Here is a 16551-nt window from a genome sequence, read left to right as displayed (position 1 = left end):
CTGTGGGGGTTTTGGTCGTCACCGGCGGAAGCCGGGGCATCGGCGCGGCGATCTGCGAACTGGCCGCGACCCGCGGTTACGACGTGGTGGTGAACTACTCCGGTGACCCGGCCCCGGCCGAGGAGGTCGCCGAGCGGGTGCGTTCCCACGGTGCGCAAGCGCTTGCGCACCGCGCCGACGTGTCCGACGAACAGCAGGTCAGCGACCTTTTTTCGGCGGCGGCCGAGCTGGGCCCGCTGGTCGGCCTGGTGAACAACGCGGGCATCACCGGCAACACTCCGGGCAGGCTCGACGAGCAGAGCGTCGAGATCGTGCGCCGCGTGCTGGACATCAACGTCACCGGTGTTTTCCTGTGCTGCCGCGAGGCGGTGCGGCAGCTGTCGACGCGCTACGGCGGGTCTGGCGGAGCGATCGTGAACGTCTCGTCCACGGCGTCGCGGAACGGGTCAGCGGGTGAATGGGTGCATTACGCGGCGTCCAAAGCGGCGGTCAACACGCTCAGCCTCGGCCTCGCGCGGGAAGTCGCCGACGAGGGAATCCGGGTCAACGCGGTGTCCCCCGGCCTGGTCGAGACCGGATTGCACGCCGCCGCGGGGATGCCGGACCGGCTCGACCGGCTGAGCGCGGGCATCCCGCTCGGACGCGCGGGCCAGCCGGAAGAGATCGCGACGGCCGTGTTGTGGCTGCTGTCCCCGGAGGCGTCCTTCACGGTGGGCTCGGTGCTCGAGGTCGGCGGCGGTCGCTGATCGATCTCGGACAGTGAGACGCCCGGAGACGGGCAGATCACGATTGACCCCGGAACTCGGTGAACTCGCCCGTGGCGGTCGTACCGGTGTGCGAGTCTGGAACGAGGGGTTGAAAGGACGGCCGCGAAAGTCATGCCCAAGCTCACGTCTGTGCACCATCTGGCGCTCACCGTGACCGATGTGGACCGAAGTGTTCCCTGGTACGTCCGGGTGCTCGACCTCGAGGAAAGCCATCGGCGCGAAGACCCGGAAACCGGGGTGCGCAAAGTAGTTCTGCGTTCGGCGGGAGACGGTTTCTCCGTGGTGCTGGTCCAGCATCCGGATACCGAGAGACCCGCGTTCGACGAAAGACGCACTGGTCTGGACCACGTCGCGTTCTCGGTGTCGTCCCGCGCCGAGGTCGCCGAATGGGAGGACCGCCTGCGGGAGTACGGCGTGTCCTACTTGCCCGCGACGGAATCGCAGACCTTCGAAGGTTCGGCGGTGATCGTGTTCCGCGATCCGGACGGCATCCAGCTGGAAGTCTGGTCCGACCCGGCCTGAGCGCTCAGGCGTGCGCGTCGTCGGGTTCGTCGACCGGACGCCGCATTTCCTGGCGGTAGCGCAGCACGCCGTAGGCGGTGCCGAACACGAAGAACGCGATGCTCACCCACAGTGCGACGGTCTTGACCCACGGGATGGCGTCGAGCAGACCCGCGCCGTAGTAGCCGAGCAGCACCAGCGTCGGCACCCACAACAGCCCGCCGACAGTGGTGGCGAGCAGGAACCGGCGCGAATCCATCCGCGCGGCGCCGGCGATGAGCGGGGCCAGCGTGCGGATCCACGGGATCCACCTGGCCGCGACGATCGCGAAGAATCCCTTGCGGTCCAGGAAAGCTTGCGCGCGTTCGAGGTTGTGCCGGTTGAGCATCCGCCCGCCGCGCCGGGCGATCAGCGTGGTCCCCGCGCCGCGGCCGATGTAGTAGCCGATCTGGTTGCCGACCACGGCGGTGAGCAACGCGGCCGCGGACAGCAGCCACGCGTTGAGGTCCGATCCGTGCTGGGCGAGCACCACGCCCGCGCCGAACAGCAGCGAATCGCCGGGCAGGAAGAGCCCGATGATGAGCGCGCATTCGATGAGCACGAACGACAGCACGATGACCCAGACGAGCACCGGGCCGGCGGTGTCCAGCCAGCTCAGGCCGATTCCCGCGGCGTGCGCGGGCTGGGCGGCGTCGAGGTTCACGCGAAGAGCCTACGTGGCTGGGCCCGGCTGCAGTACGCAACCATCGAATCCTCCGCATTCGGTGACTTTGGGTATTCCTGGGGTAACCAGACTGTTCACCCTTTTCGCCCAGGACAACGAACAGGCCGCCCGGAACAGTTCCCGGGCGGCCTGTCGCGGTTTTCTCTAGAACTGCGGCAGGGACTCGCCCTGCACCGCCTCGATGTCCAGCTCCACCTTGACCGTCGTGCCGATCGCCGCCACGCCCGCCCGCACCATCGCGCTGTAGTTGATCGCGAAATCGTTGCGGTGCAATTGCGTTTCGGCGTGGAACGCGGCACGCACGCCGCCCCACGGGTCCGGGCCGTGCCCGGTGTAGCGCAGGTCGAGCGTGACGTCGCGGCGTTCGCCGTGCAGCGTGAGCACGCCGCGCAGCGCCCAGTTGTCCGTGCCGAGCTGGGAAAGCCCGGTGCTTTCGAACGTGATCAGCGGATACGCGTCGACGTCGAGGAATTCGGCCGAACGCAGGTGGTCGTCCCGCATCTTGATGCCGCTTTCGATGCTGCCCGCCTTGATCTCGGCGTGCACCGTCGACCGCTCCACCGGCCGGGCGACCTCGATCCGCCCGGCCACGTCCGGGAACCGCACCTTGATGCTCGCGATGCCCATGTGCCGCGCGGTGGCGACCACCGACGAGTGCATCGGGTCGATCGTCCACGGACCCTCCGGCGGCAGCTCGACCGCGCCGGAAACCGGCACGAGCGCGATGTCGCCGAGCAGCCCGGCCCCGTCGGAGCCGATCTGCACGGTGCGGGCCAGCGGCGTGTACCCCGGCGCGGTGATCACGGCGGTGTAGACGCCCGGGGGCAGCGGATCGGTGACCACTGCCCCCTTCGCGTCCGTGACCTGCCGCGCGACCTGGCGACCGTTGAGGTCGGTGACCGTGAGCACCGCGTTCTCGACCGGCCATCCGCCGTTCGAGCGCAGCTGTGCGCGCAGGCCCCCGCTCATGACCGGTCGACCAGCTCGTCGAGCGCCTGGTCGTAGCTCAGCCGCACGTCGTGCTGCGCCTCGCCATCGTTCAGCGTCACCTGGCTGGTGGCGGGCGGGTAACCGCTCGCCACGACCGTGTACGAGCCGATCGGCAGGTCGCTGACCACGTACCGGCCCTCGCTGTCGGTGCGGGCCACCGCCGCGACGTTGCCGTTCGCGTCGAGCACGGTGATCCGCGCGTCCGGCACGATCCGGTCGCCCTCGGTGCGCGCGACGCCCTGGAGCAGCACCGCGCCGGCGAGTTCGACGTCGTGGCGAAGCACGCCGCTGTCCGGCACCGTCAGCGTGACCGCGACCGGGCGGTAGTGCGGGCCGCTCGCGACCAGCGTGTACTGCCCGGCGCCGACGCCGCTGAAGGTGTAGACGCCGTCCTCGGCGGTGATGAACGCGCCGTTGACCTCGCCGCGCGAGTCGGTCAGCGTGACCGTCGCGTTGGCCAGCGGGGTCGCGGTGCCGATCGAACGGACCACGCCGGTCAGCTCGCCGGATCCGGTGAGCGTCACGTCCAGGTTCGCCGGGTGGCCGCCGACCACCACGCTGGATGCCTGCGGCTGGTGTCCCGGAGCGGACACGATCAGCACGTACGTTCCCGGACCCTGGGTCGGGATCGAGTAGCTGCCGTCGCCGTTGCCGGTCGCCCGCGCCACCTGACGGCCCTGCTGGTCGATCAGGGTCAGCGCGGCCGCGCTCACGTGGCTGCCGTCCTGGCGGCGCACGTGGCCGGTGACCGGGACCCCGCCGGTGGTCATGCCCAGTTCCGCGTCGGCCAGCGAGTTGGTGATCGGCATCGGCCGGGCGTCAGCCACCGCCTGCGCGTCGCCGTGGCCGTTGGTCAGGGCGTGCTTGCCGCCCGCTCCCACGAGCACCGGCTCCTTCGGGGCCTCCTCGAACAGCGAACCCGTCTTCAGCTCCGCGGTCTCTTCCGCGGCCGGGACCGGCTCGTCCAGGCCTTCCAGCAGCGCCTCGCCGCCTTCGACCGCGGCCGCCGCCGGGTTCATGCCCGCCAGCGGGATCTCCTTCATGAACAGCAGCACCAGCGTGGCCAGCAGCGCGACGCCGCCTGCCACCCAGAACACCGTGGTGATGGACTCGGTGAAGCCGATCAGGATCGGCGTGCGCACCGCTTCCGGCAGGTTCTGGATGACGCTCGTGTTGCTCGACAGGTCGCCGATCTGGCCGCCCGCGCCCGGAGGCATGTGGCCGCCGAACGCCTTGGTGATGTTGCCTGGCAGCACGTTGAACAGAATCGTCAGGAAGACCGCGACCCCAGCGGTACCGCCGATCTGGCGGAAGAACGTGGCCGACGCGGTCGACACGCCCATGTCCTTGCGCGGGCCCGCGTTCTGCACCGCGATGATCAGCGTCTGCATGCACTGGCCGAGGCCGAGGCCGATGATGAGCGCGGCCACCAGCGGGTGCCAGATCGGGGTGTCGTACTTGACCATGGCGAAAAAGAACGCGCCCGCGGCGATCAGGATCGTGCCGACGACCGGGAAGATCTTGTAGCGCCCGGTCTTCGAGGTGATCTTGCCGGAGATGATCGAGCTGGACATGATGCCGACCATCAGCGGCAGCATCAGCAGACCCGATTCGGTCGGCGTGTAGCCCTGCACGACCTGCAGGTACTGCGGGATCATCGTGATCGCGCCGAACATCGCCACGCCGACGATCACGCCGCCGATGATGGCCACGGTGAAGGTCGAGTTCTTGAACAGCCGCAACGGGATCAGCGCGGCGTCCTTCATCAGTTTCTCGACGACGATGAACAGCACGACGCCGACGCCGCCGATGATGTACATCCAGATCGACTTCTGGTCGCCCCAGCCCCACTTCTGGCCCTGTTCGGCGACGATCAGGAACGGGACCACGGCGATGACCATGGTGAGCGCGCCCCACCAGTCGATCTTGTGGTCGTGGCGGTTGTGCGGGACGTTCAGGACCTTCGCGACGACGAACATCGCGACGATGCCGATCGGCACGTTGATCAGGAAGACCCAGCGCCAGCCGTGCAGGCCGCCGAGGCTGTCGAAGCCGGCGAAGAAGCCGCCGAGCACCGGGCCGAGCACGGTCGAAGTGCCGAACACGGCGAGGAAGTACCCCTGGTAGCGAGCGCGTTCCCGCGGCGGGACCACGTCGCCGATGATGGTCATGGCCAGCGACATCAGACCGCCGGCGCCGAGACCCTGCACCGCGCGGAACGCGGCCAGTTCGTACATCGACGTCGAGAACGACGCCGCCGCCGAACCGACGACGAAGATCGCGATCGCGGCGAGGTAGAACGGCTTGCGGCCGTAGATGTCGGAAAGCTTGCCGTAGATCGGCGTGGCGATCGTCGACGTGATCAGGTAGGCCGTGGTCGCCCACGCCTGCAGGTCGAAGCCGTGCAGGTCGTTGGCGATCCGGACGATGGAAGTGCCCACGATCGTCTGGTCGAGCGCGGCGAGGAACATGCCGCACATCAGGCCGCTGATGATCGTGACGATTTGGCGGTGAGTCAGCCGCGGACCGCTCTCGCCGTCTTCGGCGGGCGCTCCCCCTCGCGACTGAGGTTGCTTTTCAACGGTGGTCATGCGTTCGAGGCCCCCTTGGCCTGTCCCGCCGCCGTGATTTCGGACAGCGACGGATTGTTCTTTTCGATACCTGTGTTGAGCCGCGTGAGAAGCTTGTTGAGCGTCTCGCGCTCCTCCTGGCTCCAGTCGTCGAGCACGTCGGCCAGCCACCGGGCGCGGTGCTTGCGGTTTTCGTCGAAGACGCGCAGGCCTTCGGCGGTCGGGGCGAGCAAGCAGGCGCGGCCGTCCTCGGGGTCGGCCTGCCGTTCGACGAGTCCGTGCTGCACGAGCGAGCTGGACTGCCTGCTGATCGTGGAGATCTCGGAGTGCAGGAACTCGGCCAGCTTGCTGGTGCGTTGCGGGCCTTCGTGGACGAGGCAGAAAAGGATCGCGTACGCGGCCCTTTCGATCCCGTCCGGCCCGTGTTTGGCGACCTGTGACTTCGCCTTGGTGATCAAGCGCATGAACCGGACCAGCTCGTGTCCGAGCTGGTCGGCAAGGTCGAGGTCGGCCTCGGGCCTGACGGCGGAGTTCTCAGGTGCCATGTGGGTCTTCCTTGGGGTGGAGCAAACCATTGGTTGGCGACTGCAACTAGTTGCCTCAAGCAAGAGTGTGCCCGTACGGCGTATTTCGCAAGCGGCCGGCCCGTGGTTGTGTCACATGACACTTTAGTTGCCGCATGCAAGCAGATTTCAACCGGAGGGGTATCGTCCGGTTTCTCCCGGTATGCGGACGCCGCTGGTCGCTCGGGGTTTCGGGGCGGGAACAGATCCTTCTCGCCGGGCCTTGTAGGGGTATGACTGACGACACAGCGCTCTACGACCTCATCGCGGCGAGCAAGCAGGGGGTCTTGGCGACCCTGAAGCGGGACGGTCGTCCCCAGCTGTCGACGGTGACGCATCACTTCGACCGCGACGCCCGCCAGTTGCAGGTGTCGATCACGGACACGCGGGCGAAGACGAAGAACATGCGGCGGGATCCGCGGGTGAGCTACCACGTGGCGTCGTCGAACGGGTGGTCGTACGCCGTGGCCGAGGGGCGGGCGGTGCTGTCGCCGGTGGCCTCGTCGCCGGACGACGAGGCGGTGGAGGCGTTGATCGCGCTGTATCGCAAGGTCGCGGGCGAGCATCCCGACTGGGCGGAATACCGGGCGGCGATGGTGGCGGATCAGCGGCTGGTGCTGACGGTGGAGATCGAGCGGGTTTACGGGCTGGTCCGCTGAGGTTTTCTCCACGGCGGGGGTTTTGCTTGGGCTGCTTCGGTGTTCGGAACTGGCCCTGTGCCGGGTCGGCGGCGCGCGGGCCTCGCGCTGGTTCTGGCGGCGAGGGGGCTCGCGTCGGTTCGGCAGGGCTGTCTTCTCGTCGTTTTTCCGGTGCCCCGCCGCGAGTGCCGCCGTGCCCAGGCCTCAGTCCTTCTGGCGTCCCGCCGCGAGCGCGGCCTTGGCCGGAGTCCCGGCCTCGATCCGATCCGCGATTTCCTCGATCTGCTCCAGCAGGCTGTCGGTCACCTCTTCGCCCAGTGCCGCGCGCATGTAGAGGCCCTCGCCGACCAGCATCACCAGCTCGGCCGCCACTGGGTCTTCGACGTGCTCCAGCATCAGCTCGCGGGTGCGCTCGGTGCAGCGGCGCGACACCTCCGCCGCGATCGGGTCGTTGAGCACCAGCCGGAGCGCGGCCATCGTCGTGCGGTGCAGCGCCAGGTCACGCGTGACGTCGGTGATCGACGAGCGCAGGTAGTGCCGGACCACGCCTTCCGGTGCGTTGCGCGCGCGTTCTAGGTCCTCGTCGGTCAGCCGCTCCAGGCGTTCGAGCAGGCCGTCGCGCAGGGCGTCCTTCGAACCGAAGTGGTAGAGCAGGCCGCCTTTGGACACCCCGGCGTGCGCCGCGACGGCGTCGAGAGTGATCTCGGCCGGGCCGCGGTCGGCGAGGATGACCTCGTACGAGCCGAGGATGCGTTCACGTGCTGAAGGTTTAGCCATCGCCTTGACTATACCGTCCAGACGGTTTACCTTCTACCTCAGGAACGAAACTGTACCGTCTGGACGGTATAAGAAAGGAAGAGTGCGCCATGGTGCGGCGCGGAGGCCAGTGGTGGGCTTTGGCAGTCTTGGTGCTGCCGGTCCTCTTGATCAGCGTGGATGCGACAGTTCTGGGTTTTGCCCTGCCCTACCTCAGCGAGGATCTCGGGCCCACGGGCGCGGAACAGCTGTGGATCGTCGACGTCTACTCGTTCGTCCTGGCCGGATTGCTGGTCTTCATGGGGACGCTGGGCGACCGGATCGGCAGGCGGAAACTGCTGCTCATCGGCGGGGTGGCGTTCGGCGCGGCCTCGGTGCTGGCGGCGTTCGCCACGTCGCCGCTGATGCTGATCGTCGCGCGAGCGCTGCTGGGCGTCGGCGGTGCGACGCTGATGCCGTCCACGCTGTCGCTGATCCGCAGCATCTTCACCGAGGACCGTACGCGGCGCACCGCGGTCGCGATCTGGAGCGCGGCGTTCTCCGGCGGCATGGCGGTCGGCCCGGTCGTCGGCGGCTGGCTGCTCGAGCACTTCTGGTGGGGTTCGGTCTTCCTGATCAACGTGCCGGTGATGGTGCTGCTGCTCGTCGCGGGCCCGTTGCTGCTGCCGGAGTTCCGCGACCCGAACCCGGGCCGGTTCGACCCGTGGTCGGCGCTGCTGTCGCTGGGCACGATGCTGCCGGTCGTGTACGGCGTGAAGATCGCCGCGACGTCGGGGATCACCTGGTCGGCCGGTGCCGCGATGGTGGTCGGGCTCGCGCTGGGCGTGGCGTTCGTGCGCCGGCAGCGGCGGCTTGACCAGCCGATGCTGGACCTCGGACTGTTCGCCAACCGCAAGTTCGCCGGTTCGGTGATCACGAACCTGCTCGGCGTGTTCGCCCTGGTCGGGCTGCTGTTCCTGCTGCCGCAGTACCTGCAGCTGGTGCTCGGGCTGACCCCGCTGATCGCCGCCTTGTGGATGCTGCCCGCGACGGTCGCGGGTGTCGTCGGCGCCTTGGCGGCCGCCTGGCTCGCCCGCCGGGTCCGGGTGCCGGTCCTGGTCAGCCTCGGCCTGCTGCTCGGCGCGGCCGGCTTCCTGGTGCTGACGACCATCGGAGCCGACGCCGGACTGGCCGCGGTCGTGGTGGCGTTCGTTCTGGTCGGCGGCGGGGTGGCGTTGTCCGAAACCCTGACGAACGACCTCGTGATCTCCGCCGCCCCGGTCAACCGCGCCGGTGCCGCGTCGGCGATCTCGGAAACGGGCTACGAACTGGGCGGCGCACTGGGCACCGCCCTGCTGGGCAGCCTCGCCACGGCGGTCTACCAGTCAGGCCTGCCCGCCACCGCACCCGCAACGGCCCACGACACCCTGGGCGGCGCGGTAGCCACCGCGCACGGCCTGCCCGCCGCCGAAGGTGCGGAGCTGCTGAGCACCGCCCGAGAGTCCTTCGTGACGGCGTTGCACACGAGCGCGTGGGTCGGTGCCGCGATCCTCGTGTACACGGCACTGCAGGCGTACTTCCTGTTGGGCCGCAGGCGAAACCGCCCGCAGGAAACTCAGCCGGAGGAGCCCGCGATGTCCGCGTGATTCGGTCCCGTCAGGCAGGCGGACGATCTCCGCCTGCCTGACGGGCGGCGCAGTTCCGTTTGCGGGGCAAGGGAAATCCTCGCGACCGGACGGCTGTCCGCCGGTTTGGCCAGTGCGGGTGCCGTCTGCCCGCGGTGTGTGGGAGTGCTGCTGAGGTGGGTGGGTTCGGTTCATGCCGGGTCGGCCCAGCGAAGCGCCCGCCGCTTGGCCAGTGCGGATGTCCCGAGGCGTGCGGAAAGGGCCGCTGGGACGGGGTGGGTTCGGCTCCTGCCGGGTCGGCCGAGCAAGGTGCCCGCTGCTCTGCCGGTGTGGGTGCCGTCTTGCCCGCGGTGGGTGGGTGTGGCTGCTGAGGTGGGTGGGTTCGGCTCCTGCCGGGGCGGTCGAGCGAGGTGCCCGCCGCTCGGCCGGTGTGGTGGCCATCTGTCCCGAGGTGTGCGGGAATGGTCGCTGGTTGCTCGGCGAAGCGCTCGCCGTCCGAGATTGGTCCGGCGCGGATGCTGTTTCGGCCGAGGTGCGGGGGTGGCTGCTGGGGCGAGCAGGTTCGGCTCCCGCCTGGTCGGCTTAGCGAAGCGCCCGCCGCTTGGCCAGTGCGGATGTCCCGAGGCGTGCGGAAATGGCCGCCGGTTCGCTCGGCGAGGCGGTCGCCGCCCGAAGCTCGTTCAGCGCTTTGCTGGGCAACGGCGTTGCTTGATGCCAGGCGGCTGTCCGCCGCCGTTCGGCCGGTACGGGTGCGGTGCCGAGGCGTCCGGGAGTGGCCGCTTGGGGCGGGGTGGATCCGGCTGTCTGTCCGGTCGGGCCAGCGAGGTGCTCGCGGTCCGAGGTTTGGCCGTGCGGGTGCCGTCCGATTCGCGGCATGCCGGGGGCAGCTGCTGGGTCGAAGTGGGCTCGCCTTGGCCAGCCCAGTGAGGGGGGCTCGAAGCTCCGCCACCGCGTCGTCTCCATAGGCGGTCCCGGGCCGCTCGGAATAACCCCTGGAAAGCCAGCGCCCCCAGCTGGCGGAATACCGTCCGGTCTAAGGGGATCCCGCCGGTTCAGCCCAGCGAAGCGCTCGCCGCTCGAAGTTCGTCCAGTGCGGCCACCAGATACTCCGCCGGATCAGCGTCATCCCCGCGATCGCTCTCCGACCACTCGAAATAGCCCCGCTTAAACGCCAGCACCCCCAGCTCGCTCGCGAGCGCCGCCGTCGCCTCGGGCAGGCCTCGGGCGGTCAGGGCGGCGGTCATCGCGGCAGCGAGGCCGACGCTCTTCAGCGCATCCCGCTCCTGCAGCTCCGTGCTGGCCGCGACGGCGGCCTTCAGCCGAGGGGCGAGTTCCCGGTTCATCGGGCCCATCGCGGTCGCGGCGCGGCGCAGGCCTCCCGCGACTGCTTCCAGTGGGGTGGCGTCGGCGGGGGCGTCGGCGATTCCCTCCGCGAGCAGTCTGCTCAGCGTTTCCTGCCCGGCCACCAGCAGCTCTCGCTTGTCCGGGAAATGCCGGAAGAACGTGCTCTTGGTGACTCCGGCGCGCTCAGCGATCTGCGCGACCGTCGTGGCGTCGTAGCCCTGTTCGGCGAACAGGTCGACGGCCGCTACGACCAGCCGTTCGCGCGCTCCGGGTTCCCATCGGGCCATGAAGTCATCCTAGGCGATGAGACCTTTGTCCCGTCACTCTGGTAGCGTGTGACGGGACAAGAGTCCCATCACTGTAGGGAGAGATCCATGCGCGTGTTCGTTACCGGCGCGACCGGTTTGGTCGGCTCCGCTGTCGTCGCCGAACTGCTGAACAGCGGCCATTCCGTTCTCGCGCTCGCTCGGTCCGCCGCCTCCGTCGCGGCGGCCGGGAAAGCCGGTGCCGAGCCGGTGCGGGGCGCGCTGGCTGATCTGGACGTCATTCGCGAGACCGCGGGCAAAGCCGACGGGGTGATCCACCTCGCCTTCGCCAATGCGTTCAGCAGCGCCGAAGCCCTCGCGAACGCGGTCGCCGAGGAAACGGCGGCGCTCAAGGTGCAGGCTGAGGCGCTCGTCGGAAGCGACCGGCCGTTGGTCGCGGTTTCGGGGACTCCGTATGTGCCGGGCCGCGCGTCGACTGAGGCTGATCCGGTTTCGACCGACGGGCCGGTCGGCGGGCGGGGGCGCACGGTCGCCGAGGTTTTGGGGTTCGCGGATCGCGGGGTCCGGACGTCCGCGGTGCGCCTGCCGCGCACGGTGCACAACAACGGCGAAGGCGGGTTCGCCGGGCTGTTGACCAACATCGCCCGGCAAACGGGAGTGTCCGGTTATCCAGGCGACGGCACGCAGCGCTGGCCGGCGGTGCACGCGCTCGACGCGGCGGTTCTCTTCCGGCTCGCTTTGGAAAAGGCGGAACCCGGTACGGCCTGGCACGCTGTCGCCGACGAAGCCGTTCAGGTCGCTGACATCGCGGCAGTGATCGGACGGCGGCTGGGGCTCCCCGTCGAATCGGTGCCGGAGGACACGTACGGCCCGCTCGGTCCGATATTCGCGACTGATCAGCCTTCCTCCAGCGCACACACCCAGCAAGCGCTCGGCTGGGCGCCGAAACACCCGGGTCTGCTGTCAGACCTGGAGAACATCCGGAACTGAGTTTTGCGCTTCCGGCAAAGAACCTTGTCGTCCGGCGCGGTCAGGAGAATCGTGAACGGCGGAGGTGGTAACGAAAATGGCTCCGTCCGGGGAATCCGAAGCACCACACGACGCGCAGTTCTGGGAAGACCTCTACCGCAGCCGGGAGCAGGTGTTCAGCGGCGAGCCCAACGGCGTGCTCGTCACCGAGGTCGAGGGGCTTGCGCCGGGGCAGGCGTTGGACGTCGGGTGCGGCGAAGGCGGCGACGCGCGGTGGCTGGCCGCGCGCGGCTGGCAGGTGACGGCGCTCGACATCTCGCGCACCGCGTTGCAGCGGGCGGCCGCCGCCAACGCCGGGATCGCTTGGGTGCGTTCGGATCTGGCCGCGAGTCCGGTTCCGGCGAGGGCGTTCGACCTGGTCAGCGTTCAGTACTTCCCGCTCCGCCACGACGACGGGGTGTTGCGGAAGCTGCTCGACGCGGTCGCGCCCGGCGGGACTTTTCTCTTCGGCAGTCACGATCCGCGCGACCTGGGACCGGAGCACTCTGGCTACTGCCAACCCGACGACATCGTGCGGGCTCTCGGCGAGGAGTGGACCGTCCTGGTCAACGAGAGCCGGCCGCGGGTGTCCCCTGCCCCGCCGGGCACGGCGCACACCCGCGACGTCGTGCTGCGCGCCCAGCGGACCAGCTAATATCGGAATTAATATTCCGCACTGCGAACATCCCGGTTTACCATGCGGGGATGAGCAACGACGCCCTCCTCCAGCGGCTTCGGGACGACCTCGGCCCGGCCGCGGTGCTCACCGACGCTGACGTCACCGACGCCTACGCGCGCGACATGATGCCGCTCGCTCCCTCGGGAAAACCGTTGGCGGTAGTGCTTCCGGCGGATACCGCGGGAGTGCAGGCGACTGTCCGTGCCTGTGCTGAAGCGAGAGTCCCCATCGTGCCGCGCGGGGCGGGCAGCGGGCTTTCCGGCGCGGCCAACGCGATCGACGGCTGTGTCGTGCTTTCGCTGATGAAACTGAACGAGATCGTCGAGGTCGACGCGGGCAACCGGCTCGCCGTCGTGCAGCCGGGTGTCGTCAACCTCGACTTCCGGTCCGCCGTCGAAAAGCACGGCCTGTTCTATCCGCCTGACCCGTCCAGCTACGACTGGTGCACCATCGGCGGAAACCTCTCCACCAACGCCGGTGGCCTGTGCTGCGTGAAATACGGCGTGACCACCGATTCGGTGCTCGGCCTCGAAGTCGTGCTCGCCGACGGATCGCTGCTGAAAACCGGCCGCCGCACGGTGAAGGGCGTCGCCGGGTACGACCTCACCAAGTTGTTCATCGGCAGCGAGGGCACGCTCGGCGTCATCACCCAGGCGACCGTCTCGCTGCGGCCGCTTCCGCAGGCCCCGGCCACTTTTGTCGCCGGGTTCAACACCACCGAGGCGGCCGGCGAAGCGGTCGCGCGGGCGGTGCGCGAGGGGCTGGTGCCGTCGCTGCTGGAGATCATGGACGCGGCGTCGATCAAGGCTTCCGAGACCTACCTCAACACCGACCTCGGCGCGGGCTCGGACTGTCAGGCGCTGCTGCTCGGCCAGTCCGATGCCGGAGGCGAGGCCGCCCGGCGCGAGCTGGCTTTGCTCGAACAGATCTGCACCGATTGCGGTGCCGATCTCGTCTACGCCACGGACGACCTCGAAGAGGGCAAGATGCTGCTGCAGGCCCGCCGCGTCGTGCTGACCGCGCTGGAGACCTACGGCGTCTGGCTCACCGACGACGTCAGCGTGCCCCGCACCCGGATCGCCGAACTGATCCGCGGCTGCGAACGGATCAGCGAGAAGGTCGGGCTCAAGATCGCCGTCGTCGGCCACGCCGGGGACGGGAACATGCACCCGACCATCGTGTACGCGCCCGATTCCGAGGACGAGTTCGCGCGCGCCCAGCAGGCGTTCGACGAGATCCTCGAGGTCGGCCTGTCGCTCGGCGGCACGGTGACCGGCGAGCACGGCGTCGGCAAGATCAAGCGCGAATGGCTCGCCCGCGAGATCGGCCCGGTCGGGATTCGCGTGCACCGGCAGATCAAACAGGCCCTCGACCCGGAGAACCTCTTCAACCCGGGTTCGATGTTCTCGATGACCGACTGACCCCGGTACGACGAAGCGGCGTCCGGAAAAGTCCGGACGCCGCTTCGGCTGAAAAACGGAAAGTCAGTCGCGCACGCGCGGGATCTGCTGCGTGACGTCGGCCGAATCGTCGGCCAGGCGGGCCTTCTTCTCGCGGCGGCTCTTCAGGTACTCGATGGCGATCGGCACCACCGACACCAGCACGATGAGGACGAAGATCGCGTCGACGTTGTCCCGGATGAAGCCGATGTTGCCCAGCAGCGACCCCAGCACGGTGATGCCCGCGGCCCAGAGGATGCCGCCGATGACCGTGTAGGTGAAGTAGCGCTTCGGGTCCATCCGGCCGATGCCGGCGATCCAGGTGATGAACGTCCGCACGAACGGCACGAACCGGGCCAGCACGACTGCCTTCGGCCCGTGCTTCTCCAGGAAGCCGTGCGTCTTGTCGACGTACTCCTGCTTGAAGAACTTCGAGTCCGGCCTGCTGAACAGCTTCGGCCCGGCGAAGTAGCCGAGGTAGTACCCCACGACGTTGCCCAGCAGCGCGGCGACCGTGACCAGCACGCACACCAGCCACAGCGGTGCCTTCAGCGTGCCGTTCGCGATGAACAGGCCCGCGGTGAACAGCAGCGAGTCGCCGGGCAGCACCGGGAAGACGCTGCTCTCGATGAAGATGATCAAGCACAGCACGGCGATCACGGGCGCCGTCAGCCCGTTCAGCAGATGCTGCGGGTCCAGCCACGACGGCAGCAGGGACATGGTGGTCACTGTGTTCTGGGCGAGAATCACACCGAAAACGGTACAGGGTGACTCACGGTGGCCTCATCGGGCAAGGAATCGCAGGTCATCGGTGTGGGATCGGGGTTAAGAACTCGGCCCGGGAGTGCCTGCCGGAGTGGCCGTCCGGGCAGACCGGGGCTCAGATCAGCGTCAGCAGGCCGATGACGGACCCGGCGGCCAGTCCCAGCAGCACGGCCAGCAACAGGACCCAGTGCGCGGGCAGGGGGCCGCTCTGCGCCGCCTGGACGGGACGGCGGACCGTCGCGTCGTCGGCCCCGACCGGCGGGATCGAGCCGGTCGTGCCGGGCGAGGTGTGGTCGTCGAGGGCGGCGCGTTCGCGGGCGAGCGAGTCGGCGCCCGCACCGGACAACAGTCCGTAGTTGGGCGGAAGCTCGGTGGTCGGGCCGGTCTGCGCCGGAGCGCCGGTCTGGGCCGAGGCCCCGAACGAGCCGGTTCCGGAAGCCGGAGCGGCCCCGAACGAGCCGGTGCCAGCGGCGGGAGAGGCCCCGAAGGAGCCGGTTCCGGAGACGCCCGGTCCGGAAATCCCGGGCCCGCCGGCCGCGCTGAACGAGCCCGTGCCGGAAGCGCCGGGCTGGACCGCGCCCTGCGAGCCGGTCCCGGAGCCGGCGTCCGCCTGCTCTTCGACCGGGTTCGCCACGACGTGCGGAGCGAAGACGGCTTGTGCACGCAGCGCGTCGGCCAGTAACCGTTCCGGGTCTTTCGGCTCGCTCATCCGCTCCGTCCGCCTGTCGAAGTGCTAGCTCGTCACGTACTCAAGGTAGCCCGGCCCGCCTCGGCCACCCACTCGCCCCGGTGCAGTACCCGGGACGGGCGCAGGTCGTCGTCCAGGATCACGGCGTCCGCGGTGAGGCCGGGGCGCAGTGCGCCGGTGCGGTCGGCGATGCCGAGCAATTCGGCCGGTCGCGCCGACGTCGCCCGGACGGCGTCCAGTACGTCGAGTTTCGCACCCTTCACCAGGTTGCGGAAGGCGTTGTCCATGGTCAGCGTGCTTCCGGCGAGAGAACCGTTGTCCAGGGTGGCGACGCCGTCGTGGACGTCGACCTCCAGCCTGCCGAGGGTGTAGCGGCCGTCGGCGGCGTCGGTGGCCGACATGGCGTCGGTGATCAGCACCGTCCGGCCGCGGCCCGCGTGCTGCGCGGCCAGCCGCACGACCGTCGGGTGCAGGTGGACCAGGTCGCAGATCAATTCGACCGTCACGCGCTCGTCGTCGAGCAGCACGCCGACCGGGCCCGGCTCGCGGTGGTGCAGCGGGCGCATGCCGTTGAACAGGTGGGTGGCGACCGTCGCACCGGCGTCGATGGCCGGAACCAGCTGGTCAGCGACCCCGTCGGTGTGGCCGATCGCGGCGATCACGCCCGATTCGGCGAGCTGCCGGACCGCCTTGACGCCGCCGTTCAGCTCCGGCGCGAGCGTGACCATCCGGATGGAGCCGTGGCCGGCGCGCAGCAGCTTCTCGACGGTGCCGGTGTCCGGTTCACGCAGGGTGTCCGGATCGTGCGCGCCGCAGCGGGCGCGCGAGATGAACGGGCCCTCCAGGTGGATGCCCGCGAGGTCGCCCTCCTGCACGAGTTCGCGCAGCGCGGCGATCTGCTCGGTGAGCAGGTCGACCGGGTCGGAGACCAGGCTCGCGAGCATGGTCGTGGTGCCGTGCCGCCGGTGCGCGCGGACGGCGGTGCGGATCTCGTCCGGGTCGAGCGTCGAGAACGAGGCACCGCCGCCGCCGTGGCAATGGGTGTCGATGAAACCGGGTACGACCAGCGCCCCGGCGACGTCCACCGTCGCGGCGTCCGGGCTGCTCGGGGGCGTTCCGGTGCCTACCGCGGCGATCTGTCCGCCGGACACGGCGAGCCAGCCGTCGTCGAGTACGCGGTCCGGGGCCACGACGCGGCCGCCCGTGATGACGAAGTCTCCGGGGTGCTTCACGCGGTCCAGCATATATT

The 16551-nt window shown here is 69.3% G+C and carries 16 protein-coding genes; 7 read left to right on the top strand and 9 right to left on the bottom strand.

Annotation, left to right across the window (positions count from 1 at the left end; translation table 11 throughout):
* Window positions 1-2: 2 nt before the first annotated feature.
* Window positions 3-746 (top strand): SDR family oxidoreductase, encoded by a 744-nt coding sequence (locus tag ACZ7SW_RS01460; RefSeq protein ID WP_470228469.1) that lies wholly within the window; start codon window positions 3-5, stop codon window positions 744-746.
* A gap of 132 nt (window positions 747-878) precedes the next feature.
* On the top strand, window positions 879-1289 hold the full coding sequence (locus ACZ7SW_RS01455) for a VOC family protein (RefSeq protein ID WP_101436894.1): 411 nt from the start codon (window positions 879-881) through the stop codon (window positions 1287-1289).
* Between the two features lie 4 nt (window positions 1290-1293).
* Here ACZ7SW_RS01455 and ACZ7SW_RS01450 read toward each other — a convergent pair whose 3' ends face one another.
* The 4 genes from ACZ7SW_RS01450 to ACZ7SW_RS01435 form a co-directional block, all read right to left on the bottom strand.
* A complete protein-coding gene (locus ACZ7SW_RS01450) occupies window positions 1294-1971 on the bottom strand; it encodes a DedA family protein (protein WP_470228468.1) in 678 nt (225 codons plus the stop codon).
* Window positions 1972-2136: 165 nt separating this feature from the next.
* Window positions 2137-2961, bottom strand: a complete 825-nt coding sequence (locus ACZ7SW_RS01445) for a YceI family protein (RefSeq protein ID WP_354740776.1) — start codon at window positions 2959-2961, stop codon at window positions 2137-2139.
* Window positions 2958-5573, bottom strand: a complete 2616-nt coding sequence (locus ACZ7SW_RS01440) for an MFS transporter (RefSeq protein WP_470228467.1) — start codon at window positions 5571-5573, stop codon at window positions 2958-2960. The genes ACZ7SW_RS01445 and ACZ7SW_RS01440 overlap by 4 nt, the downstream gene beginning before the upstream one ends.
* Window positions 5570-6097 (bottom strand): MarR family winged helix-turn-helix transcriptional regulator, encoded by a 528-nt coding sequence (locus tag ACZ7SW_RS01435; RefSeq protein ID WP_470228466.1) that lies wholly within the window; start codon window positions 6095-6097, stop codon window positions 5570-5572. Before ACZ7SW_RS01435 ends, ACZ7SW_RS01440 begins: the two co-directional genes overlap by 4 nt.
* A gap of 251 nt (window positions 6098-6348) precedes the next feature.
* Here ACZ7SW_RS01435 and ACZ7SW_RS01430 point away from each other — a divergent pair, with 251 nt between their 5' ends.
* Entirely contained in the window at window positions 6349-6774 is a 426-nt protein-coding gene (locus ACZ7SW_RS01430) for a PPOX class F420-dependent oxidoreductase (protein ID WP_470228465.1), read from the top strand.
* A gap of 183 nt (window positions 6775-6957) precedes the next feature.
* Here ACZ7SW_RS01430 and ACZ7SW_RS01425 read toward each other — a convergent pair whose 3' ends face one another.
* On the bottom strand, window positions 6958-7530 hold the full coding sequence (locus tag ACZ7SW_RS01425; protein ID WP_470228464.1) for a TetR/AcrR family transcriptional regulator: 573 nt from the start codon (window positions 7528-7530) through the stop codon (window positions 6958-6960).
* A gap of 89 nt (window positions 7531-7619) precedes the next feature.
* On the opposite strand from ACZ7SW_RS01425, the gene ACZ7SW_RS01420 reads away from it, so the two are divergent.
* Window positions 7620-9134, top strand: a complete 1515-nt coding sequence (locus ACZ7SW_RS01420; RefSeq protein WP_470228463.1) for an MFS transporter — start codon at window positions 7620-7622, stop codon at window positions 9132-9134.
* Between the two features lie 1031 nt (window positions 9135-10165).
* Here ACZ7SW_RS01420 and ACZ7SW_RS01415 read toward each other — a convergent pair.
* Window positions 10166-10744 (bottom strand): TetR/AcrR family transcriptional regulator, encoded by a 579-nt coding sequence (locus ACZ7SW_RS01415; RefSeq protein WP_470228462.1) that lies wholly within the window; start codon window positions 10742-10744, stop codon window positions 10166-10168.
* Window positions 10745-10831: 87 nt separating this feature from the next.
* Here ACZ7SW_RS01415 and ACZ7SW_RS01410 point away from each other — a divergent pair, with 87 nt between their 5' ends.
* The 3 genes from ACZ7SW_RS01410 (at window position 10832) to ACZ7SW_RS01400 (ending at window position 13831) form a co-directional block, all read left to right on the top strand.
* A complete protein-coding gene (locus tag ACZ7SW_RS01410; RefSeq protein ID WP_470228461.1) occupies window positions 10832-11713 on the top strand; it encodes an SDR family oxidoreductase in 882 nt (293 codons plus the stop codon).
* A 76-nt stretch (window positions 11714-11789) separates the two neighbouring features.
* Window positions 11790-12386 (top strand): class I SAM-dependent methyltransferase, encoded by a 597-nt coding sequence (locus ACZ7SW_RS01405; RefSeq protein ID WP_470228460.1) that lies wholly within the window; start codon window positions 11790-11792, stop codon window positions 12384-12386.
* A 50-nt stretch (window positions 12387-12436) separates the two neighbouring features.
* A complete protein-coding gene (locus ACZ7SW_RS01400; protein WP_470228459.1) occupies window positions 12437-13831 on the top strand; it encodes an FAD-binding oxidoreductase in 1395 nt (464 codons plus the stop codon).
* Between the two features lie 63 nt (window positions 13832-13894).
* Here ACZ7SW_RS01400 and ACZ7SW_RS01395 read toward each other — a convergent pair whose 3' ends face one another.
* The 3 genes from ACZ7SW_RS01395 to nagA form a co-directional block, all read right to left on the bottom strand.
* Complete coding sequence (locus tag ACZ7SW_RS01395; protein WP_470228458.1) at window positions 13895-14599, bottom strand: DedA family protein; 705 nt, start codon at window positions 14597-14599, stop codon at window positions 13895-13897.
* A gap of 130 nt (window positions 14600-14729) precedes the next feature.
* Window positions 14730-15323 (bottom strand): hypothetical protein, encoded by a 594-nt coding sequence (locus ACZ7SW_RS01390; RefSeq protein WP_470228457.1) that lies wholly within the window; start codon window positions 15321-15323, stop codon window positions 14730-14732.
* A gap of 32 nt (window positions 15324-15355) precedes the next feature.
* Complete coding sequence (gene nagA / locus ACZ7SW_RS01385; protein ID WP_470228456.1) at window positions 15356-16546, bottom strand: N-acetylglucosamine-6-phosphate deacetylase; 1191 nt, start codon at window positions 16544-16546, stop codon at window positions 15356-15358.
* Window positions 16547-16551: the final 5 nt, after the last annotated feature.

It is taken from the genome of Amycolatopsis sp. NPDC114484 (assembly GCF_055633755.1).
Note: the sequence above shows the minus strand (reverse complement) of the source record. Positions and strands in the feature narration are given on the sequence as shown.